The 20,196-nt window shown below is 63.7% G+C and carries 18 protein-coding genes; 11 read left to right on the forward strand and 7 right to left on the reverse strand.

Translation table 11 applies throughout. The features are described from left to right. Positions 1–23: 23 nt before the first annotated feature. Positions 24–1,016: an aliphatic sulfonate ABC transporter substrate-binding protein gene (locus M8Q45_RS08800; protein WP_249874357.1), complete on the reverse strand. Its 993-nt coding sequence runs from the start codon at positions 1,014–1,016 to the stop codon at positions 24–26. A gap of 301 nt (positions 1,017–1,317) precedes the next feature. On the opposite strand from M8Q45_RS08800, the gene M8Q45_RS08805 reads away from it, so the two are divergent. Then, on the forward strand, positions 1,318–2,265 hold the full coding sequence (locus M8Q45_RS08805; protein WP_249874358.1) for an ABC transporter substrate-binding protein: 948 nt from the start codon (positions 1,318–1,320) through the stop codon (positions 2,263–2,265). A gap of 12 nt (positions 2,266–2,277) precedes the next feature. On the opposite strand, the gene M8Q45_RS08810 is transcribed toward M8Q45_RS08805, so the two are convergent. Beyond that, entirely contained in the window at positions 2,278–3,915 is a 1,638-nt protein-coding gene (locus tag M8Q45_RS08810; protein WP_249874359.1) for an ATP-binding response regulator, read from the reverse strand. A gap of 287 nt (positions 3,916–4,202) precedes the next feature. Between M8Q45_RS08810 and M8Q45_RS08815 the strand changes: the two genes are divergently transcribed. From M8Q45_RS08815 to M8Q45_RS08855, 9 genes are all read left to right on the forward strand, one after another. Further along, on the forward strand, positions 4,203–5,621 hold the full coding sequence (locus tag M8Q45_RS08815) for an LLM class flavin-dependent oxidoreductase (protein ID WP_249874360.1): 1,419 nt from the start codon (positions 4,203–4,205) through the stop codon (positions 5,619–5,621). A gap of 4 nt (positions 5,622–5,625) precedes the next feature. Continuing rightward, the gene (locus M8Q45_RS08820) at positions 5,626–6,588 is read left to right on the forward strand and encodes an AMP-binding protein (protein ID WP_249874361.1); all 963 of its coding nucleotides are present in this window, start codon (positions 5,626–5,628) and stop codon (positions 6,586–6,588) included. After that, positions 6,585–7,355, forward strand: a complete 771-nt coding sequence (locus M8Q45_RS08825; RefSeq protein WP_249874362.1) for an ABC transporter ATP-binding protein — start codon at positions 6,585–6,587, stop codon at positions 7,353–7,355. Before M8Q45_RS08820 ends, M8Q45_RS08825 begins: the two co-directional genes overlap by 4 nt. After that, on the forward strand, positions 7,352–8,233 hold the full coding sequence (locus tag M8Q45_RS08830; RefSeq protein ID WP_030141732.1) for a branched-chain amino acid ABC transporter permease: 882 nt from the start codon (positions 7,352–7,354) through the stop codon (positions 8,231–8,233). Before M8Q45_RS08825 ends, M8Q45_RS08830 begins: the two co-directional genes overlap by 4 nt. Before the next feature lie 4 nt (positions 8,234–8,237). Further along, complete coding sequence (locus M8Q45_RS08835) at positions 8,238–9,302, forward strand: branched-chain amino acid ABC transporter permease (RefSeq protein WP_249874363.1); 1,065 nt, start codon at positions 8,238–8,240, stop codon at positions 9,300–9,302. An 87-nt stretch (positions 9,303–9,389) separates the two neighbouring features. Continuing rightward, complete coding sequence (locus M8Q45_RS08840; RefSeq protein WP_249874364.1) at positions 9,390–10,724, forward strand: ABC transporter substrate-binding protein; 1,335 nt, start codon at positions 9,390–9,392, stop codon at positions 10,722–10,724. Between the two features lie 52 nt (positions 10,725–10,776). Next, on the forward strand, positions 10,777–11,553 hold the full coding sequence (locus M8Q45_RS08845) for an ABC transporter ATP-binding protein (RefSeq protein WP_249874365.1): 777 nt from the start codon (positions 10,777–10,779) through the stop codon (positions 11,551–11,553). Between the two features lie 161 nt (positions 11,554–11,714). Next, positions 11,715–12,947 (forward strand): SfnB family sulfur acquisition oxidoreductase, encoded by a 1,233-nt coding sequence (locus M8Q45_RS08850; protein ID WP_249874366.1) that lies wholly within the window; start codon positions 11,715–11,717, stop codon positions 12,945–12,947. Positions 12,948–12,957: 10 nt separating this feature from the next. Continuing rightward, positions 12,958–13,344 carry a hypothetical protein gene (locus tag M8Q45_RS08855; RefSeq protein ID WP_249874367.1) on the forward strand — a complete coding sequence of 129 codons (387 nt, stop codon included), beginning with the start codon at positions 12,958–12,960 and terminating at the stop codon, positions 13,342–13,344. Between the two features lie 55 nt (positions 13,345–13,399). On the opposite strand, the gene glcF is transcribed toward M8Q45_RS08855, so the two are convergent. The 3 genes from glcF to glcD are packed head-to-tail and all read right to left on the reverse strand — an operon-like array spanning position 13,400 to position 17,184. Beyond that, entirely contained in the window at positions 13,400–14,617 is a 1,218-nt protein-coding gene (gene glcF / locus M8Q45_RS08860) for a glycolate oxidase subunit GlcF (protein WP_249874368.1), read from the reverse strand. Positions 14,618–14,620: 3 nt separating this feature from the next. Next, positions 14,621–15,685, reverse strand: coding sequence for a glycolate oxidase subunit GlcE (gene glcE, locus M8Q45_RS08865; RefSeq protein ID WP_249874369.1), 1,065 nt, complete (start codon positions 15,683–15,685; stop codon positions 14,621–14,623). Continuing rightward, positions 15,685–17,184, reverse strand: a complete 1,500-nt coding sequence (gene glcD / locus M8Q45_RS08870) for a glycolate oxidase subunit GlcD (RefSeq protein ID WP_249874370.1) — start codon at positions 17,182–17,184, stop codon at positions 15,685–15,687. The genes glcE and glcD overlap by 1 nt, the downstream gene beginning before the upstream one ends. A gap of 232 nt (positions 17,185–17,416) precedes the next feature. Here glcD and glcC point away from each other — a divergent pair, with 232 nt between their 5' ends. Then, a complete protein-coding gene (gene glcC, locus M8Q45_RS08875) occupies positions 17,417–18,184 on the forward strand; it encodes a transcriptional regulator GlcC (RefSeq protein ID WP_249874371.1) in 768 nt (255 codons plus the stop codon). Positions 18,185–18,696: 512 nt separating this feature from the next. Here glcC and M8Q45_RS08880 read toward each other — a convergent pair. Both M8Q45_RS08880 and M8Q45_RS08885 read right to left on the reverse strand, forming a co-directional pair. After that, positions 18,697–19,104: an ACT domain-containing protein gene (locus tag M8Q45_RS08880; RefSeq protein WP_249874372.1), complete on the reverse strand. Its 408-nt coding sequence runs from the start codon at positions 19,102–19,104 to the stop codon at positions 18,697–18,699. 70 nt (positions 19,105–19,174) lie between these two features. Beyond that, on the reverse strand, positions 19,175–20,071 hold the full coding sequence (locus M8Q45_RS08885) for an alpha/beta fold hydrolase (RefSeq protein WP_249877298.1): 897 nt from the start codon (positions 20,069–20,071) through the stop codon (positions 19,175–19,177). Between the last annotated feature and the right edge of the window lie 125 nt (positions 20,072–20,196).

Below are 20,196 nucleotides of genomic sequence, written 5' to 3' on the forward strand. Positions count from 1 at the left end.
CCGGTTGTCGCCTGGGATAGGGGTTATTGACGGGCCACGGCTTGCTGGCGGCCGGTGTCGAGCAGTTGATCGACCACCTGGTCGACATTGACCCCGCGCCGTACCAATTCCTCCGAGACCAGGATCGGCGCGGCAGCCTTGGAAGCCAGTACATCCTTGGCACTCAGCTGCGGGCTGCCCAGGTCGGTGCGTGACAGTTGCAACTTGGCTACGTCCAGCGGCAGTCCGGATTCGTCGGCAAGCAGTTGGGCCAGTTCCTGCGGATGCTCCACCGACCACGTCCGGGCCTGCTCGTAGGCAGCGAGCACGGTGTCGATGGTCTGCGGATGCTCTTGCGCGTATTGCTCCGTGACGCTGACCACGCCGTAGCTGTTGAAGGCAGGATTGCGATACAACAGACGTGATCCGGCCTGGACTTCGCTGGCGGCCATGTGCGGATCGAGACCGGCCCAGGCGTCGACGTCACCTTTTTCCAGCGCGGTGCGGCCGTCCGGGTGTTGGAGGTGCACCAGTTCCACATCGTCTTTGTTCAACCCGGCCTGCTGCAGGCTGCGCAGGGTGAACAGGTAGGGATCGGTGCCCTTGGTGGCGGCGATCTTCTTGCCCTTGAGGTCGGCGACCGTGTGGTACGGCGAATCCTTGCGCACCACCAGGGCCGTCCACTCGGCGCGGCTGTAGACATACACCGACTTGATCGGGCTGCCATTGGCCCGGCTCAACACCGCGGCGAGGCTGGCGGACGACGCGAAGTCGACGCCGCCGCTGTTGAGGTATTCCAGGGATCGGTTACTGCCCTGGCTCAAGACCCAACTCACCTTGGTCTGGGGCAGGGCTTTTTCCAGGTAACCGAAGTGCTTGAGCACCAGGCTGACTGGCGAGTAATAGGCGTAGTCCAGGTGCACTTCGGCTGGAGGGCTTTCGGCGGCCAGGACCATGGACGGCAAGCCCAGCGCCAGGGTGCAAGCGCTGATCAGGTGCCTGGCGTGGGCCAGGGAAAAACGGCGGACGGGTTTCATGGAAAGCTCCAGACAAGGCAGTGAGAAAGCAATGTTCTTATTTCCGAAAGATCGGACAGCGGGAAAAATCGCGCCTTAAAGGAATATTGCAGGCTCTGTGCCACAGCCTCGAAAGGGCGGCCAACGGGCGCTGGCACTGCGCAAGGCATCAGAGGAAATGTTGATCGGCGAACAGTCTGTTGCGGTGCTGTTGCGCCATGAACATGGGCTGAATCATGACTATGAGCTTATGCGTTAAAAGAATTTCCAAAGGATTTAATAGCAGCGTTATGTTCTAAAAAATTATCCAGGAAATGCTGTCATGACGTTCACCCGATCCCTGCGTCGTTTGCTCTTGAGCACATTGTTCGCCGCCCCTTTGGCCCAGGCTGGCGAGCCGCTGGTGCTGCACGTCGGCGACCAGAACTACTACAACGTCAGGGCTTCGGTGGAGGCCTCGGGTGTGCTGGAAGGCGCCCCTTATCGCGTCGACTGGAAACACTTCCAAGCCGCTGCGCCCCTGGCCGAGGCGCTGAATACCGGTGACCTGGACCTGGGTTTCCTCGGCGACTCCGGCTTTCTGTTCCTGGCTGCCAGACAGGCACCGGTGAAGCTGATCGGCGTCTCGCGGCAGAACCCGGACACCATTGCGTTGCTGGTGCCCAAGGACTCACCGGTCAAGACCATCGCCGACCTCAAGGGCAAGAAGATCGCCTATTGGCCCGGCGCCTGGAGCCAGCAACTGACGCTGCGCGCCTTGGAGCAGGCCGGCTTGCCTGATAACCATGTCGAGTTCATCAAGCTGATGCCCATCGATGCGGCCGCCGCCTTGCCCCAGGGCAGCATCGACGCCTTTCCGGTATGGGAACCCTACATCTCGCAACAGATCCTGTTTTCCGGTGCGCGGCCGATCCTGACGGCGAAGAATCTGATGCCCGGCCTCAGCGCCATTGCCGCCTCCACGCCGGCCATCGACAACAAGCGCGAGGCCATCGCCGACTTCCTGGGCCGCGTGAAACAGGCCCGCGCATGGGTCGACAACCACACCGACCAATACGCCGACCTGTGGGCGAAAAAAGCCAACCTCGACCAGGACGTCTCGCGCCATTGGTTGCGCCAGGCTCACATGAGCGTCGGTCCGGTGGACCAGCAGGCTGCCATGGACCTGCAAAGCACGGCGGACTTCCTGTACACGGTCAAGGCCCTGCCGGCGCCGTTGGCCACTGCTGGGATTATCGACACGTCCTTCAGCCAAGCCCTGAGTCATTGACCACCCGGACTTTCAATCCGGCTCCGAGGACGCCTTGGCTGGAACCTCGCCCTGGCGATCCATGGACTTGAGCTGCTCAAGCAATACCGCTCGCAGCTCCGGCGGGCGTACGGGCTTGGCCAGCACCGAGACATTCATGTTTTGCAGGGACTGGCGGATCCGCTCGATGTCGTGTCCGGTGATCACCAGCGCCGGAACTTCCCAGCCGCGTTGGGCGCGTATCGCGGCGATGCACTCGGCACCGGAGACCTTGGTGCCCAGGTCAAAGTCAGCAATCACGATGTCGCAGTCGCTGGACAAGCCTTCGCCATCACTGTGTCCTTGCACTTCGCAACCCCACTTCTCAAGCAGCGCCGACGTCGCCATCAGGACGTTGGCGTCATCTTCCACCAGGCACACCCGTAATCCGTTGAGGCGGTCATGGGCACCCGGGACCTTGGGGGGCGAAGCCCGGGGTGCCGCTGGCTCCAGGCCGCTGATCGCCACCCTGGTGCCTTGGCCGACTGTCGAACGGATGTGGATGTCGACGTTGAGCAACTGGCTGATGCGCTTGACGATGGACAGGCCGAGGCCAAGCCCCTCGACGTCTTTGTCGCGGACATGGCGCACGCGATAAAACTCCTTGAATACCTCGGGAAGATGCTCGCTGGCGATGCCGCGTCCCTTGTCGTAGATCACCACGGCCAGGCGCTTGCCCTGGCGCCGCACACCGATCAATACCGGTTGCCCCGGCGCATATTTGAGGGCGTTGGACAGCAGGTTCTGGACCATGGTGGTCAGCATTCCGGGATTGACGTTGACCCAATAGGGACAGGCGCGCAGGCGTAGCTCGACGCCGGCCCAGCGCGCGGCCTCGGTGTTCTGCTTGACGACGTCTTGCAGCAAGGCGCCCAAGTGGACGGTGTCAGCCTGCGGTACCCACTTGCCGTGATCCAGGGTGTAGATGTCGAGGATCGAGCGGAACAGTTGCGACACGGTGTGCAGCGAGCGGTCGATGTTGTCCACCAGTCGCAGCTCCTCCAGGCCCAGCCTGGCGTCCCTCAGGCACGCGGTGAACAGGCCAATGGAATGGATCGGCTGGCGCAAGTCATGGCTGGCCTGTGCCAGGAATCGCGATTTCTCCTGGTTGGCGGCAATCGCCTCTTCGGAGGCGATGCGTGTGCGTTTGAGCAGGATGTGCGCATAGGCCGGCACCACGATGGTCGTGACGATCAACATCAGGAACATGTAGGGCTGCGTGTGCCAAAAGGGGTTGAGCCAGAAGATCAGCACCAGGGTCGACAGTGCAATGACAGTTGCCAGTGCCAGGTAGCGCGAGCCGAAGCGCATGCCATTGCCCAGGGTGACCCAGAGCAGCGCAGCGTAGATCGGCAACGCGCCTTCGCCCCCCAGCACCATGGCGAACGCAATACCGGTGTAGTCATGCAACATGGCAAAGAGACGCCGCCAGAAGAAATGCCCTGGCCAGCGCTTGATTGCCATGCGCAGGAACACCGAGGCGAAGATGAACGTGACGATGTAGATGATGATGGGGGCGTAACGCGTGGCGGCATCCGGATCGAGGCCGACCAGCACGACGATATACAACAGCGCGCAGGCGCTGACGGTCAGGCGCAGGGTGGCCTGGTCAAGTTCACTGTTCTTCTCCATTGGCTTTCGAACTCCATGAGCCGCTGCTGACCTGGGCAAGCGTAGCGGCTGTTCCCTCTGCATGGACAGCCGAGTCGGGAGACGCCTGCGGGGTTTTCCAACGAGCAGGCCACTGTTTGCCACCGAACAGCTGATCAACATCTCTATGGGTGAACCAGCACCCTCGCTGGCTGGGGAAATATCTAACTGATTGAAATATAAAGAACAATTTTCTTGGCATGAATCGTGTTGATAGAGCAGTAAAGAGCACCGGGACTGGGTGCTGAATCTATCGAGCAGGAGTTTCCATGCCACGTGAAATTCGTTTGAATGCCTTCGAGATGAACTGCGTCGGTCATCAGTCTCCGGGGCTCTGGCGACACCCCAAGGACCGGGCCTGGCAGTACAAGGACCTCGATTACTGGACCGACCTGGCCAAGTTGCTGGAGCGCGGCAAGTTCGACGGTATCTTCATCGCGGATGTAATCGGTATCTACGATGTGCTCGGCGGCAATGGCGATGCCGCCATCCGCCAGGCGACCCAAGTCCCGGTCAATGACCCACTGGCGTTGATCACGCCGATGGCCTTGGTGACCGAGCACCTGGGCTTCGGCCTGACCGCCTCGTTGACCTTCGAGCATCCCTATCCCTTTGCCCGTCGCCTATCGACGTTGGACCACCTGACCAAGGGGCGCGTCGGCTGGAACATCGTCACCTCTTACCTCGACAGCGGCGCGCGCAACCTCGGGCAGAAGGCGTTGAGCGATCACGATGCACGCTACGACTACGCCGACGAATACCTCGAGGTGCTCTACAAACTGTTCGAAGGCAGTTGGGAGGAGGGCGCGGTGGTACGTGACCGGGAGCGCGGCATCTTCAGCGACCCAGGCAAAATCCACGAGATCCGTCACCAGGGCAAGCACTTCCAGGTGCCGGGCATCCACCTGTGCGAGCCGTCGCTGCAGCGCACGCCGGTGCTCTATCAGGCGGGGGCGTCGAGTCGCGGCAAAGACTTTGCTGCCGGGCATGCGGAGTGCGTATTCGTCGCGGCGCCGTCCAAGGTCATCCTGAAAAAGACCGTGGCCGATATCCGCCGACGTGCCGCCGAGGCCGGGCGCGATCCGCGCAAGGTGCTGATCTTCAACTTGCAAACGGTGATCGTCGATGAGACCGATGCCAAGGCGCAGGCCAAGTGGCAGGAACTGAAGTCCTACAGCAGCTACGAGGGCGCGCTGGCGCTGATTTCCGGCTGGACCGGCATCGACTTCGGTCAGTACCGGCCCGACCAGGTGCTCAAGCACATCCATACCAACGCCATCCAGTCGGCCGTGGAGACGTTCTCGACCGCCGACCCGGACAAGCAGTGGACCGTCCAGGAACTGGCCGATTGGGTCGGCATCGGTGGCTTCGGCCCGTTGATCGTCGGCAGCGCGCAAACCGTCGCCGACGAGTTGCAGGCCTGGGTCGAGGAAACCGATGTGGACGGCTTCAACCTGGCTTATGTGCTGGCCCATGAAACCTTCCGCGATGTGGTTGACCTGTTGGTGCCCGAGCTGCAACAGCGCGGCGCGTACAAGACCGAATACCGCCCCGGCACCCTGCGCGACAAGCTGTTCGGCGACGGCCCGCGCTTGCCCGCCAGCCACCCGGGTGCCGGTTATCGGGACTTGAGTCGACTGGGCCAGCGCACCCGTGTCGCCGAGCCGGCCTTGGCGGATGAGGAGTAAGCGCATGAGCCTCTTCGAACTCAATGCGCCACTGCCTGAAAGCGTGACGGACAACGCCTTGGTCGCCTTGCAACGTTGGGCCAGGGAGCGACCGACGCAGATTGCGTTGCGTCATCGACGCCTCGGCGTGTGGAAGGCCTGGCGGTGGATCGATGTGCAACGTGAGGTCGAGCGTGTCTGCGACGGTCTGCGCCAGCAGGGGTTTGCCCCGGGGGCGCGGTTGGCGCTGAGCGGCGCCTTCGAGCCGAGCCTGCTGATCCTGGCACTGGCGGCGCGCCAGTTGGGCGGACACAGCGCAGTGATCGACCGCGACAGCCAGGGTGAGGATCTGCGACGCCAGCTACGTCTGATCCGTCCGACGTTCGCCTTTGTCCAGCGCCGCGAAAGCGTGTCCCACTGGCTGCAGTGCGGTCTCGATGATGATTGGCCGTTGCGGCTGTATTCGGCCCAGGCCAATGCGGTGCGTCGCGGCTTGTGGCAGGTGCAATCGCTGTCGGTGCTGTTCGTCGCCGAGGCGCCGACAGCGCAGCGCCAGGGCTGGGCCCGGGTTGCCGACGACGCGGTGGTGTGGATCGATGAAGGCACCGAATGGCGTGATGGACTGGCGCACCTGTTCCGTCGCTGGCTGGAGGGCGGCGAAGGCCTGGCCTTTCCGGAAACCCGAGAATCGGCCAGCCGCGATCGCCGCGAGATCGCCCCGACGGCGTTGCTGCTGTCCGCGGCGCGAGTCGAATCGCTGGCGGCGGAAATAGAAGCCCGGCTGCCGGCCCCGGACAGTTGGCGCCGACGGCTATGCGAATGGACCCTGGATGATCCGCGCCGTGGCCTGCGGCGCTGGCTCAAGGCGCGGGTGCGGCACCTGCTCGGGTTCCAGCGGCTGCGCCGGATCGAGGTGCCGAGCGCGCCCGCAGGCGCCGTGCGGCAAGGCCCGGCGTGGTTGCGGGAATACCTGGAGCGAGCGGCATGAGTGCGCTGTTGGAGGTGCGCAATGTGTCGCTGTCGTTCCGGGGCGTGAAAGCGATTTCCGACCTCTCGTTCAGCGTCAGGCTTGGCGAGATCTGCGCCTTGATCGGGCCGAACGGCGCGGGCAAGAGTTCGCTGCTGAATATCCTCAACGGCGTCTACCGGGCCGACGCCGGCCAGGTGTTCTTCGCTGCCGAAGCGCTGCGCCGTCCGCATCCGCTGAAGGCGGCGCGGCTCGGTATCGGCCGGACATTCCAGAACAATGCGCTGTTCAAGAAAATGAGCGTGGTGGACAACCTGCTCACCGGCCTGTCGCGCTTCCAGCGCACGTTTTTCCTCGAACAGGCCTTGGGCCTGCCGCGAGCCGGGCGCGAGGCGCGGGCGTTCGCCGAACGGGCCGAGCAGGTGCTGGAATTCCTCGAATTGCAGGCCTGGCGCGACGTCGCCGTGGGCAGCCTGGCCTACGGCCAGCAGAAACGCGTGGAGCTGGGCAGGGCGCTGATCGCTCAGCCGACTTTGTTGTTGCTCGACGAACCGATGGCCGGCATGAACGCCGAGGAGAAACAGGAGATGAGCCGTTTCATCGCCGATATCAATCGCGACCTGGGGACTACGGTGATTCTCATCGAACACGACATCCAGGTGGTCATGGGCCTCTCCAGTCATGTGGTGGTGCTGGACTACGGACGCAAGGTCGGTGACGGCACGCCCGCTGAAGTCCAGGCCAACCCCGATGTGATCGCCGCTTACCTGGGGGCTTCGCACGCATGAATTTCTTTTTGGAAACCCTGGTCGGCGGACTGTTGGCCGGCACCCTGTATTCCCTGGTGGCCATCGGTTTCGTGCTGATCTACAAGGCCAGCGGCGTGTTCAATTTCGCCCAGGGCGCCATGCTGCTGTTCGCCGCGCTGACCTTCGTCAGCTTGCGCGAGCAGGGTTTTTCTTTCGCCCTGGCGTTGGTCCTGACGGTGTTGGTGATGATTGTCGGCGCGTTGTTGATCGAGCGGCTGGTGCTGCGTCCGCTGGTCAACCGTTCGCAGATCACCCTGTTCATGGCCACCCTTGGCCTGTCGTTCATCATCGAAGGCCTCGCCCAAGGGCTGATGGGCGCCCAGGTGCGCGCGCTGGACCTGGGCATCGAGGACGTCCCGCTGTTCGTGGGCGAGATCATGGTCAGCCAGTTCGACTTGATCGCCGCCGGGGTGTCGGGACTGACGGTGGCGGTGCTGGCCTTGCTGTTCAACAAGACCCGCATCGGTGTCGCCCTGCGCGCCGTGGCCGACGACACCCGTGCGGCACTGTCGCTGGGCATCAACCTCAACCGCATCTGGCAGATCGTCTGGGCCGTGGCCGGGGTGGTCGGCCTGGTCGCCGGGTTGCTCTGGGGCGCGCGGCAAGGCGTGCAGTTCTCACTGTCGCTGGTGGTGCTCAAGGCGCTGCCGGTGCTGATCATCGGCGGCTTCACCTCGATCGGCGGCGCCATCGTCGGCGGGCTGATCGTCGGGGCGGCCGAGAACCTCGCCGAGGCTTACATCGGCCCACTGGTCGGCGGCGGGATCACGCCCTGGTTCGCCTATTTCCTCGCCTTGATTTTCCTTTACATCCGTCCGTCCGGCCTGTTCGGCGACCGGATCATTGAACGGGTATGACGCCATGACCACTATCGTTCCGCGCCTCACCGCCAGCTTCGACGAGGCGCCCCTGACCCTGGTGCGTCGACGTTGGCGCCCGGGCCTGCTGTTGCTGCTGTCGGTGGCGTTTGTCGGGTTGCCATGGCTGGGCAGCGACTATTGGCTCAACGCAATCCTGATCCCCTTCCTGGTGCTGTCGCTGGCGGGCCTGGGGCTGAACCTGTTGACGGGCTACACCGGCCAGACCTCGGTCGGCGCCGCCGGCTTCATGGCCGTGGGGGCGTTTGCCACCTACGGCCTGCTGTTGCGCGTGCCGGGCCTGCCGCTGCCACTGGCGCTGCTGGGCGGTGGGGTGATTGCCGGGTTGGTCGGGCTGCTGTTCGGCATTCCCAGCTCAAGGATCAAGGGCTTTTACCTGATGGTCACCACGCTGGCCTCACAGTTTTTCCTGGAATGGGTGTTCGCCAAGTTCCCGTGGTTCTACAACTACGCTTCGTCCGGCACCATCAGCGCGCCGCGCCTGGAGCTGTTCGGCCATAACCTGGCGACGCCAGTCGGCCGCTACCTGTTGACCCTCAGTTGCGTGGTGCTGCTGACCTGGGTGGCCGTCAACCTGGTGCGCAGCCAGGTCGGTCGCAACTGGATGGCGATCCGCGACATGGACACCGCCGCCGCGGTGATCGGGATTGCCGTGGAGCGCGACAAGCGCATGGCCTTCGCCGTCAGTTCGTTCTACCTGGGAATCGCCGGGGCGCTCTGGGCGTTCGCCTACCTGGGGACGGCCAGCGCCGGCAGCTTCGACATCAATCGTTCGTTCCAGATTCTGTTCATCATCATTATCGGCGGCATGGGCAGCATTGCCGGCAGCTTCATCGGCGCGGCCTTCATCAGTCTCGTGCCGATCCTGCTCAGCCATGCCGGGCAATGGCTGTTCAACGGCAACGTCGACGCCGGGCAATTGCAGAACCTGCAGAAGGTGCTCTTCGGCGCCTTGATCATCGGGTTCCTGATCAAGGAGCCGGAGGGGCTGGCGCGCCTGCTCGGCGACCTGCGCGAACGCATCAGGGTCTGGCCGCTGCGGTTCTGAGCGCCGACCTACCACCCAACGAACCTTGACCCTACCGAGGGAAAGGAGGTTTCCAACACCGCACAAGACCCCATCGAGAAGACAGACATGCATGCAACTTTCAAGCGTAGCCTCGCCGCCATCGGCCTGGCATTGGGCGCCTGCGCAACGCTGGTACCGGCTGCCCAGGCGGCCAATGAACAGTTCTTCCCCCTGGCCACCTACCGGGTCGGCGCCTATGCCTCCAGCGGCATTCCGGTATGGGCCGGAATGATCGACTACCTGCGCTACATCAACGAGGTGGAAGGCGGGATCAACGGCGTCAAACTGGTCTGGCAAGAGTGCGAGACCGAATGGACGGCGGAAAAGGGCATCGAGTGCTACGAGCGCTTCAAGAACGGCCTCAACGGCGCGCCAGTGGCGATCTACGCACCCAACGGCGCTCCGGCGGCCTATGCCCTCGCGGACAAGGCCGAAGCCGACCGGATTCCGTTGATCACCCTCGGCTATGGCCGTACCGAGGCCACCGACGGCAGGGTATTCCCCTACAACTTCCCGGCCATGCTGACGTTCTACAGCGAGGCCTCGGCGTTCATCAACTACGTGGCCGAGCGCGAGGGCGGGCTGGACAAGCTCAAGGGCAAGAAGATCGCCACCGTCTACCACGACTCGGCCTACGGTCGGGAAACCCAGGGGCCGCTGGCGCTGCTGGCGCAGAAGTATGGCTTCGAGAACATCCAGATCGCAGTGGCCGACCCGGGCAACGAACAGGCCGGGCAGTGGCGCCAGGTGCGGCAACTCAATCCGGACTGGGTGTTCCTGCGGACCTGGGGCGTGTCCACGCCCGTGGCGATCAAGACTGCGGCGCGTTTCGGCTACCCGGTGGAGCGCATCGTCGGTGACATCTGGGCCAGTTCCAATGAGGACGTGCTGCCGGCCGGCGAGGCGGGCAAGGGGTACCTGGCGCTGACGCCTTATCCGGGCGGTGCCGACTTCGACATCCACCAACGCATCCGCCAGTACATCCTCGATACCGGCAAGAGCGACCTCAAGGACCCGAAGAGTTTTGGCAGCGTCTACTACAACTCCGGCCTGGTGAACGCCGCCATTGCTGTCGAGGCGATCCGCACCGGGCAGAAAAAATTCGGCAATCGTCCACTCAACGGCGAGGAAGGTCGCTGGGGCCTGGAGCACCTTGACCTCGGTGATGCCCGCCTCAAGGAGATCGGTTTCCTTGGGTTGATGCAGCCGCTGAAGTTGTCTTGCAGCGACCACGAAGGGGGCGGGGCCGCCAAGGTCCAGCAATGGGACGGCCAGCAATGGAAGCTGATCACCGACTGGGTCCAGGCCGACCGCGTGACGTTGCGCCCGTTGATCGATGCCAAGGCCGCCGAGTATGCGAAAGAGAAGGGCGTGACCGCCCGCGATTGCGCGGCGCAATGACCCTGCACACGACACACAACCGGGCGCACCCGCGCCCGAGGAGGAAGCACCCATGACCATTGCGACCCTTGCCGGCACCGCAAGCAGTGAGCTGTTGACGGTACATGACATCGAAGTGATCTATGACGGCGCGATCCTTGCCGTGGCCGGGGTGTCCCTGCGGGTCGGGCAGGGCGACATCGTTGCGCTGCTGGGCGCCAACGGGGCCGGCAAGAGCACCACGCTCAAGGCCATTTCCGGGTTGGTCCAGGCTGACCGCGCGCACGTCAGCCGGGGGCGGATCGCTTTCCAGGGGCAGGATACCGCTGGCGTTGCAGTCAATCTGCTGGCCCGCCAGGGCATCGTCCACGTGCTGGAGGGGCGCCACGTGTTCGCCCACCTGACCGTCGAGGATAACCTGCGCAGCGGCGGTTTCCTGCGCAAGCCGACGCGTCGGCAGTTGGAGCAGGATCTGGAGCGCATCTACGCCTGGTTCCCGCGCCTGAAGACCAAGCGCAAGACCCAGGCCGGGCTGACCTCGGGCGGCGAGCAGCAGATGCTTGCCATAGGCCGGGCATTGATGACCCGGCCTCGGCTGGTGTTGCTGGATGAACCTTCGATGGGGCTGGCGCCGATCCTTGTCGAGGAGATTTTCGCCATCGTCGCCCAGCTCAATGCCCAGGAGGGCATGAGCTTTCTGGTAGCGGAGCAGAACATCAACGTTGCCCTGCGCCATGCCACCTACGCCTACGTCCTGGAAAACGGTTGGGTGGTGGGTGAGGGCAGCGGTGCGGAGTTGGCGGCGCGGGAAGACATCCAGCATTTCTACCTGGGTGGCAAGTCCGGCTGACGGTCCGTTGTTCAGTGGGCAACAGTGAATCCGCAGTTTGCTGTTGCAGGGGCTTTCCCTGGCCTGCTGTCGGATCGCAACGCATTGAATACAGAGGGTTTAAAGGGTTGGTACGGACTGTGCTCTGGTTGTTGGTGAACCCGTTACGCAAGGAGCAGCACATGAGCCATTCACCGACCGTCGCCCCCTCCCAGCAGGCTCGTCCGGGCCCTCGGCGCCCGGCCCATATCATTCGCAGCGACGCCGAGGCCATCGAGGTGGCGCAGCGCGTGGCCGAAGATTTCGCCCGCGAGGCCGCCGCCCGCGATCGCGAGCGGCGGCTGCCCTGGGATGAGCTGGAACGCTTTTCCGAAAGCGGCCTGTGGGCGATCAGCGTGCCGAAGGCCTACGGTGGCGCCGGGGTGTCCTATGTCACCCTCAGCGAAGTGATCGCCATCATTTCCGCCGCCGATTCCTCCCTCGGCCAGCTGCCGCAAAACCATTTCGGCGTCCTCAGCAACCTCGGCCTGGCCGGCAGCGAAGAGCAGAAGCGGCGCTACTACGCCAAGGTGCTTGAGGGGTATCGCTTCGGCAACGCCTTTTCCGAAGCGCGAAGCCAATACGTCACGACCTTCCAGACGCAGGTCCGCTTCGAGGGCGACACGGCGGTGCTCGACGGCGAGAAGGCCTACTGCACCGGCGCATTGTTCGCCCATATCGTGCCGGTGGCCGGGGTTGACGAGGTGGGGCATGTGCACATCGCCCTGGTGCCGCGCGACGCCGCTGGACTGACGGTGATCGACAGTTGGGACTGTTTCGGCCAGCGCATCACCGCCAGCGGCCAGGTGCGCATCGAGGGCGTGCGAGTGCCTGCCGTCGACGTGGTGCCGGCCTGGAAGGCCTATGACCAACCGACTTCCGACGGTCCGATCTCACAGATTATCCAAGCCGCCGTGGACACCGGCATTGCCCGTGGCGCCTTCGCCGAGACCCTGCGCGTCGCCCGCCAGGCGCGCCCCTGGGTCGACAGCGGCCTGCAGCACGGTTGGCAGGATCCGTTGGGCCAAGCGCTGATCGGTGAACTGGCCTGGCGCCTGCAAGCGGCCGAGGCGATTTTGCAACGCGCGGCCCAAGCCGTCGACCGTGCCGTCGCCGAGCCCAGCGAGGAGCGGGTTGCCGAAGCGTCCGTGATCGTCGGCCAGGCCAAGGTCCTGTCCACCGAGATTGCCCTGGAGGCGTCGAGCCGTTTGCTGGAACTGGGCGGCACGCGCAGCGTCTCGGCCAGCCAGGGCCTGGATCGGTTCTGGCGCAACGCGCGGACCCACACCCTGCACGACCCGGTGCGCTGGAAATATCACTTGGTGGGCAACCAGCTGCTCAACGACATCAAGCCGCAACGTCACTCCTGGAACTGAGGTATCGAGCATGTCCTATTCACATTCCCAAGGTCGTAGCGACCTGGCCCATGCCCGCCACGTTGAGGCGGCCCTGCTTGATTACCTGCGCGGGCAGAGCGCGCGACATGAGGCCCTGGTGGTCGCGGCAGTCGGCGACCTGCGCATCCGCATCGACGCCGCCGATGCTTTGCTCGAACGCGCCGACACGTCCCAATCGACCGCCATCGCCTTTCGCCTGGCCGCTGCGGAGGCGGCGCGGGTGGCCGGTCATGCGTACTTCGAGTTGGCCGGGCGCAGCTTGCCGCGGCCATTGCCCGACGCCGCCGAGCCAGCGTTGCTGACCCAGCGCCGGTTGCTGGGCGACCATTACCTCAACGGCGCGGCGTTGGCGGATGCGCAGGGAGGGCAGGCGTGAGCGGATCTTGACGTTGCTCGCCTTGGTGCCGGGTTGAATGATCCAAGTCTGCCGCTCAAGGCAACGCCGCTTCAACCAGTTCGATCCAGTGCCTGACAGGGGTTCGGCCAGCGCCGTCGAGGTGGGATTGACAGCCGATATTGGCGGTGGCGATGACTTCGGGGTGCCCGCTTTCCAAGGCGTTGAGCTTGTTGTCGCGCAGTTGCCGGGACAGTTCGGGTTGGGTCAGCGAGTAGGTGCCCGCCGAGCCGCAGCACAGGTGGCTGTCGGGCACCGGCGTGAGGTTGAATCCAAGCTGTCCCAGGATCGCTTCGACTGCGCCGCCGAGTCTTTGGGCGTGCTGCAACGTGCAGGGGCAGTGGAAGGCCAGGCGCTGGTCGCTGCGCACGCCGAGCTGATCCAACGGTTCGTCGCGCAGTACTTCAACCAGGTCCTTGGCCAGGGCGCTCACTTTTGCGGCCTTGTCGGCATACGCCGGATCGCTGCTGAGCAGGTGCCCGTAGTCCTTGATGAAGGCGCCGCAACCGCTGGCGGTTTGCACGATGGCTTCGGCACCGCTTTCGATGGCCGGCCACCACGCGTCGATGTTGCGGCGGGCACGATCGAGGCCGGCGGCCTGGGCGTCCAGGTGATAGTCCACCGCCCCGCAGCAGCCGGCCTCGCGAATCGGGACGACGCTGATGCCCAATCGATCCAATACCCGTGCGGCGGCTGCGTTGGTGTTGGGTGAGAGGCTGGGTTGCACGCAGCCTTCGAGCATAAGCACTTGCCGGTCATGGCGGGTGGTCGGTCGTGGCTTTGCTGGACGCACGTTGCGGGGCAGCTTGGCTTTCAGCGTGTCTGGCAGCAATGCCCGGAAAACCTGGCCGCCGCTCACCAATCCTTTGAACAGCCCGGGATTGGGCACCACGCTGCGCAACCCCTCGCGCAACAGGCGTTGGCCGAGCGGGCGCGGGACTGCCGCATCGACCACCGCCCGGCCAATGTCCAGCAGGTTGTGATAATCGACGCCGGAGGGGCAGGTGGTTTCGCAGTTGCGGCACGACAGGCAGCGATCCAGGTGTTCCTGGGTTTCGCGGGTCACGTCGTTGCCTTCGAGCACCTGCTTGATCAGGTAGATGCGCCCCCTCGGACCATCCAGTTCATCGCCCAGCAATTGATAGGTCGGGCAGGTGGCATTGCAGAAACCGCAGTGCACGCAACTGCGCAGAATGCGTTCGGCCTCTTCGGCGCGGGGCAATTGGCGGGCGTCTTCGCTCAAGGTGGTCTGCATGGTTCAGAGCTCCGGGTACAGGCGACCGGGGTTGAAGAGGCCCCGTGGATCGAGTTGCTGCTTCAGGTTCCGGTGATAGCGCATCAATGCGTCGGGCAGCGGTTGGAAAGGGCTGTCGGTCAATCCAGGGGCGTAGCAGGTCACATGCCCGCCGACTTGTTCGACGATCGAGCGGATGAACGTCGCTTCGGCGTCGGATTTGAGCCAGCGCTGGGCGCCGCCCCAATCGATCAGTTGGACGCCCGGCAACGGCAAGCGAGGCGTGTTCGACGGTAGCGAAAGGCGCCACAAGGGCCGTTCCTCGTCGAAGAAACCCAACCGATGTTCGTTCAGGTCCTGCCAGTACGAAGCGTCCAGTCGCTCGCCGCCCAAACGGTCGTGGGCCGCCGCCACCGAGCCTTCGCCACCTTCGAGTCGCAGGTGCAGGCGCTGCCCATCGTGGCACGCGGCAGTGATGGGCAGCGGTTGCTGCCCCCATTCCGCCAGGCGCTGCAAGGCACGCTGGGCGTCCATCTCCAGGCTGATGCTCAAGGTCTGCCGTGCTTTTGGCAGGACCTTGAGGGACACTTCGGTCACCACGCCCAGCGAACCGTAGCTGCCGGCCATCAAGCGCGAAAGATCGTAGCCGGCAACGTTTTTCATGACCTCTCCGCCGAAGCGCAAGTGCTTGCCGTGGCCAGTGATGACCCGTGTGCCGAGGATGAAGTCGCGCACCGAGCCTGCCCAGGGACGACGTGGCCCTGAGAGTCCGCAGGCAATCATGCCGCCCACCGTGGCGTTTTCACCGAAGGCGGGCGGTTCGCAAGGCAGCATCTGCTGCGCCGCGTCCAGCACTTCGAACAATTCTGCCAAGGGCGTACCACCGCGAACGGTGATCACCAATTCAGTCGGGTCGTAGCTGACAATGCCCCGGTGCGAGCGCGTGTCGAGTACTTCGCCCGCCACGCTACGCCCCAGGAATGCCTTGCTGTTGGAACCCTGGATACGCAGCGGGGTGGCGTTTTCCAGGGCCTGGTTGACCTGCTCCAGCAGCGCCGCGCTGTCGTCGAAATCGTGTTCGCTGCCCATCAGAAGCGCTCCAGTTCGGGGAAGGGCATCTGACCCATGTGGACATGCATGGCGCCAAACTCGGCGCAGCGATGCAGCGTCGGGATGTTCTTCCCGGGGTTGAGCAGCCCGCTCGGGTCGAACGCGGCCTTGATGGCATGGAACACGGTCAGCTCATCGCTGTTGAACTGCGCGCACATCTGATTGATCTTCTCGCGGCCCACACCGTGCTCACCGGTAATGCTGCCGCCAACCTCCACGCACAATTCGAGGATCTTGCCGCCCAGGGCTTCGGCGCGATCGAGCTCGCCCGGTTGATTGGCATCGAACAGGATCAGTGGATGCATGTTGCCGTCGCCGGCGTGGAAAACGTTGGCGACCCGCAGGCCGTATTCCGCCGATAACGCCGCGATGGCTTGCAGCACGCGGGGCAGTTCCCGGCGCGGGATCGTCCCGTCCATGCAGTAATAATCCGGCGAAAGGCGGCCCACCGCAGGAAACGCATTCTTGCGTCCGGCCCAGAAACGCACGCGTTCGGCCTCATCGCAAGCCTGGCGCACGTCGGTGGCGCCGGCCTGTTGCAACACTTGGCGCACGCGGTCGCAGTCGTCGTGGACGTCGGCTTCCACGCCATCGAGTTCGCACAACAGAATCGCTTCGGCGTCCACCGGGTAGCCGGCGTGGATAAAGTCTTCGGCGGCGCGAATGGCCAGGTTGTCCATCATTTCCAGGCCGCCCGGGATGATCCCGGCGGCGATGATGTCACCCACTGCCCGGCCAGCCTTTTCAACGGAATCGAAGGCCGCCAGCAGCACTTTGGCCGTCTGCGGCTTGGGCAGCAGTTTGACCGTGACCTCGGTGATCACCCCGAGCATGCCTTCGGAACCGGTGAACAACGCCAGCAGATCGAACCCGGGAGAGTCGAGGGCCTGGGAGCCCAGCGCCAGGTGTTCGCCATCGACGGTGAGGATGTCGACCTTGAGCAGGTTGTGCACGGTCAGCCCGTACTTGAGGCAATGCACGCCACCGGCGTTTTCCGCCACGTTGCCGCCGATTGAACAGGCGATCTGCGAGGAGGGATCCGGCGCGTAGTACAAGCCGAACGGCGCGGCCGCTTGGGAAATCGCCAGGTTGCGCACGCCCGGCTGGACCCGTGCGGTGCGGGCGGCGGGGTCGATGTGCAGGATGTTGTTGAAGCGCGCCATTACCAGCAGCACGCCTTTTTCCAACGGCAGCGCACCGCCGGACAAACCGGTGCCCGCGCCACGGGCGACGACGGGCACCTTGCGCTCGTGGCAGAGGCGAAGCACGCCTTGGACTTCCTCGATGTGGCGCGGCAGCACCACCAGCATGGGCGTGGTGCGGTAGGCGGAGAGCCCGTCGCATTCGTACGGCTTGAGCGCTTCGCGCTGATGGAGGATTTCCAGGTCGGGAAGCTCAGCTTTCAGGGCCTGGAGCAGTGCGCTTTTGTCCACGTCGGGCAGGACGCCATCGACGCGTTCATCGTAGAGAATGTTCATGGTTCGCAGGCGACCCTCAGTTGTTTTTATTCGAGGTCTGTTCTGATACGGCTGACTTGCATCATTGGTCCGTGGCGTTCTACTGTCCATGTGTTGTTGGACTGGTCGAACCAGTTCGTCGACCCTGTTCTTTTTGCCTGTTTGAAAATTCAATGGAAAATCAGTGATCTATTGCTGTGTTTGACCACCTCTGGATCCGGTGACGGAACTGGTCATACTAGTCGGGGATTCGATGGAAAACTTCGAGACGAGCCGTAACCTGCAGGTGGCCGACGTGGTCTGTGAGCGCATCGAGCGCCTGATCGTCGATGGCGTGCTCAAGACCGGGCAGCTGTTGCCTTCGGAACGGCGGTTGACGGAAAAACTCGGCGTTTCCCGCACCGCGCTTCGCGAGGGACTGAAGCTGTTGCGCGCCCGGGGGATTATCAAGACTGAACAGGGCAAGGGGTCATTCGTGGCCGACTTGTCGGGGCATGGCTTGGCGTCGCCGCTGATGCACCTGTTCAGCTCGCAGCCACGCACGCTCTATGATCTATTCGAGGTCCGCAGCCTGCTCGAAGGCGAGTCCGCGCGCCTGGCGGCCCTGCGCGGGACCGAGGCTGATTTCGTACTGATCACCCGCAGCTACGAGGCCATGCTCGACGCCCATAGCCGTCCCCTTGAGGCCAGCGTCCATGCCCGGCTCGACCATGCGTTTCACCTGGCGATCTGCGAGGCCTCGCACAATCCGGTGCTGGTGCAGACCTTGCGTTCGCTGACGGATTTGCTGCTCAGCTCGGTGTTTGCCTCGGTCAACAACCTCTACCACCGCGAGCCGCAAAAGCGCCAGATCGACCGCCAACACGCCCGGCTCTACAACGCCGTGACCGGGCGGTTGCCGGAGCAGGCGCGCAAGGCGGCTATCGCCCACATCCAGAGCATCTGCGAGAACCTCAGGGAAATCGAAAACGAAGAGCAACGCCTGGTGCGCGCCACGTTGCGGCTGGAGGGGTGGGCGTAGAGGTCAACCGTTGGGCAGGTGCCGACCTGGTTTCGGCTGAACGCCATCCTCCTGTGTGCGAGCCTGAACGCAAAGACGGCGGCACATTCAACATCGATGCAAGCTGATCCACTGTTTTCGCGAGCAGGCTCGCTCCCACAAGGGATGGGGGGTGGACACTGATCTTAAAAGCGACCCAAAAACCCCTGTGGGAGCGAGCTTGCTCGCGATGGCAGAGTGTCAGTCAAAAAGATGTAACTGACCGGACGCCTTCGCGGGCAGGCTCGCTCCCACAAGGGATGGGTGGTGGACACTGATCTTAAAAGCGACCCAGAACCCCCTGTGGGAGCGAGCTTGCTCGCGATGGCAGAGTGTCAGTCAAAAAAGATGTAACTGACCGGACGCCTTCGCGGGCAAGCCCTCCCACAGTTGTTTTGGGGTGGTTTCAAGGTTTGCGTACGCCACGGATACTCTTGTAGAAGCAGCTGTCCTGGATGGTTTGTTCCGTCGACCGCAGTTTCGGCTGAGGAATATCAGTCGCTGCCTCCAGACCGAGCAAGCGCTTCCAGAACCTCAATTGCCCGCTGCGCATCTTCCCGACCCACGAAGATGTGGTCGTGGTAGTAGGCGGCGATGACGTTGCAACTGATGCCCGCGTTGCCCAAGGCTGTTGCGAAGGCTGCGGTCAGGCCGACGGCATCCAGGGCGGAGTGCACGGTCAAGGTGATCCAGGCGGCGACGTATTCGAATTCCAGGCCCAGGGCCTGGGCCCTGGTGCGCTCGATGATGACGGTCAGCCCTTCTTTTTCGCGGAAGCTGCCCAGTATCTCCTCGCCTTTGACGAGGTCCATGTCGACGACGCAGCAAAAGACGTAATCCCCGTCGTTGAGCGTCGGGCTCATTCCTCTGAGCAATTTCGCAATCGATTTTTCGCCAGGCATGTCGGTTCACCGTTCGATGGATAGGGTGGCATTCGCTGGCGAGTGTTGTCGAAACGGGTACCGCCTGCAACTACCTGCCTCCAGGGACCGAGGGAAGCAGGAATCCAAGCACCTCGTCGATCAAAAGCTCTGGCACTTCCTCCGCAATGTAATGCCCAGACGGCAACGCTTTCCCTCGCGCATCGGTCGCGACTTTTTGCCACTCACCCAGCGGATCGAAGCAACGGCCCACGACGCCGTCCGCTCCCCACAAAGCGAGCAACGGGATTGAGAGTTTTCGCCCGGCTTGCCGGTCGCTCCGGTCGTGCTCCAGATCGATGCTGGCGCTTGCCCGGTAATCCTCACACAGGCCATGAGCGGTGCCAGGGAGCGCCAGGCAGCGCAAGTACTCGGCAAGTGCGGCGTCGGTGAAAGGTGCCATGCCAGCGCTGCGGGTGCCCATGACGCTGCGCAGGTAAAGCTCCGGATCAGCCTCGATGAGCGTTTCGGGAAACGGAGCCGGACGGATCAGGAAGAACCAGTGCCAATAGGCGCGGGCGAATGCTTCGTTGGTTTGTTCGTACATCGCCAGGGTCGGAGCGATATCCAGCGTGATCAAACGCTTCACTGCGTCCGGGTGGTCCATCGCCATGCGGCACGCCACGCGTGCGCCTCGGTCATGCGCCAGCACGTCAAACTTCACGAACCCCAGCGCGCGCATGAGCTCGAGCCCGTCCAGGGCCATTTGTCGCTTGGAGTAGGCGAGGTGCTCGGCGTCGCCTGCCGGTTTGTCGCTGTCACCGTAGCCCCGGAGGTCTGCCGCGACCACGGTGAAATGCGCCGCCAAGGGTTCGGCGATTTTGTGCCACATGACGTGAGTCTGGGGATGCCCGTGGAGAAGGAGAAGGCCTTGGCCGCTCCCACCTTTGCGGTAGTTGACGGTGATGCCATTGACTTGGCATCGGCCCGATTCGAATGAGGCGAACATCGCTTGGCTCTCCTGCTGATGGTTGCGCTGATTGTAGGGCGTGCGCTCGCGGGTACTAAGGCCCGGCGTGTGACGGCTTTCTTCACGAATCGTGTGCAACGTGGCGCATCCCTGGCACAGCTGTC

It is taken from the genome of Pseudomonas sp. T1.Ur (assembly GCF_023516725.1).
GTDB classification, from domain to species: domain Bacteria; phylum Pseudomonadota; class Gammaproteobacteria; order Pseudomonadales; family Pseudomonadaceae; genus Aquipseudomonas; species Aquipseudomonas alvandae.

Bases quoted from the DNA above. Each gene is read 5' to 3' on its own strand.
- M8Q45_RS08800 (WP_249874357.1), bottom strand. From the start codon at position 1,016: ATGAAACCCGTCCGCCGTTTTTCCCTGGCCCACGCCAGGCACCTGATC.
- M8Q45_RS08805 (WP_249874358.1), top strand. From the start codon at position 1,318: ATGACGTTCACCCGATCCCTGCGTCGTTTGCTCTTGAGCACATTGTTC.
- M8Q45_RS08810 (WP_249874359.1), bottom strand. From the start codon at position 3,915: ATGGAGAAGAACAGTGAACTTGACCAGGCCACCCTGCGCCTGACCGTC.
- M8Q45_RS08815 (WP_249874360.1), top strand. From the start codon at position 4,203: ATGCCACGTGAAATTCGTTTGAATGCCTTCGAGATGAACTGCGTCGGT.
- M8Q45_RS08820 (WP_249874361.1), top strand. From the start codon at position 5,626: ATGAGCCTCTTCGAACTCAATGCGCCACTGCCTGAAAGCGTGACGGAC.
- M8Q45_RS08825 (WP_249874362.1), top strand. From the start codon at position 6,585: ATGAGTGCGCTGTTGGAGGTGCGCAATGTGTCGCTGTCGTTCCGGGGC.
- M8Q45_RS08830 (WP_030141732.1), top strand. From the start codon at position 7,352: ATGAATTTCTTTTTGGAAACCCTGGTCGGCGGACTGTTGGCCGGCACC.
- M8Q45_RS08835 (WP_249874363.1), top strand. From the start codon at position 8,238: ATGACCACTATCGTTCCGCGCCTCACCGCCAGCTTCGACGAGGCGCCC.
- M8Q45_RS08840 (WP_249874364.1), top strand. From the start codon at position 9,390: ATGCATGCAACTTTCAAGCGTAGCCTCGCCGCCATCGGCCTGGCATTG.
- M8Q45_RS08845 (WP_249874365.1), top strand. From the start codon at position 10,777: ATGACCATTGCGACCCTTGCCGGCACCGCAAGCAGTGAGCTGTTGACG.
- M8Q45_RS08850 (WP_249874366.1), top strand. From the start codon at position 11,715: ATGAGCCATTCACCGACCGTCGCCCCCTCCCAGCAGGCTCGTCCGGGC.
- M8Q45_RS08855 (WP_249874367.1), top strand. From the start codon at position 12,958: ATGTCCTATTCACATTCCCAAGGTCGTAGCGACCTGGCCCATGCCCGC.
- glcF (WP_249874368.1), bottom strand. From the start codon at position 14,617: ATGCAGACCACCTTGAGCGAAGACGCCCGCCAATTGCCCCGCGCCGAA.
- glcE (WP_249874369.1), bottom strand. From the start codon at position 15,685: ATGGGCAGCGAACACGATTTCGACGACAGCGCGGCGCTGCTGGAGCAG.
- glcD (WP_249874370.1), bottom strand. From the start codon at position 17,184: ATGAACATTCTCTACGATGAACGCGTCGATGGCGTCCTGCCCGACGTG.
- glcC (WP_249874371.1), top strand. From the start codon at position 17,417: ATGGAAAACTTCGAGACGAGCCGTAACCTGCAGGTGGCCGACGTGGTC.
- M8Q45_RS08880 (WP_249874372.1), bottom strand. From the start codon at position 19,104: ATGCCTGGCGAAAAATCGATTGCGAAATTGCTCAGAGGAATGAGCCCG.
- M8Q45_RS08885 (WP_249877298.1), bottom strand. From the start codon at position 20,071: ATGTTCGCCTCATTCGAATCGGGCCGATGCCAAGTCAATGGCATCACC.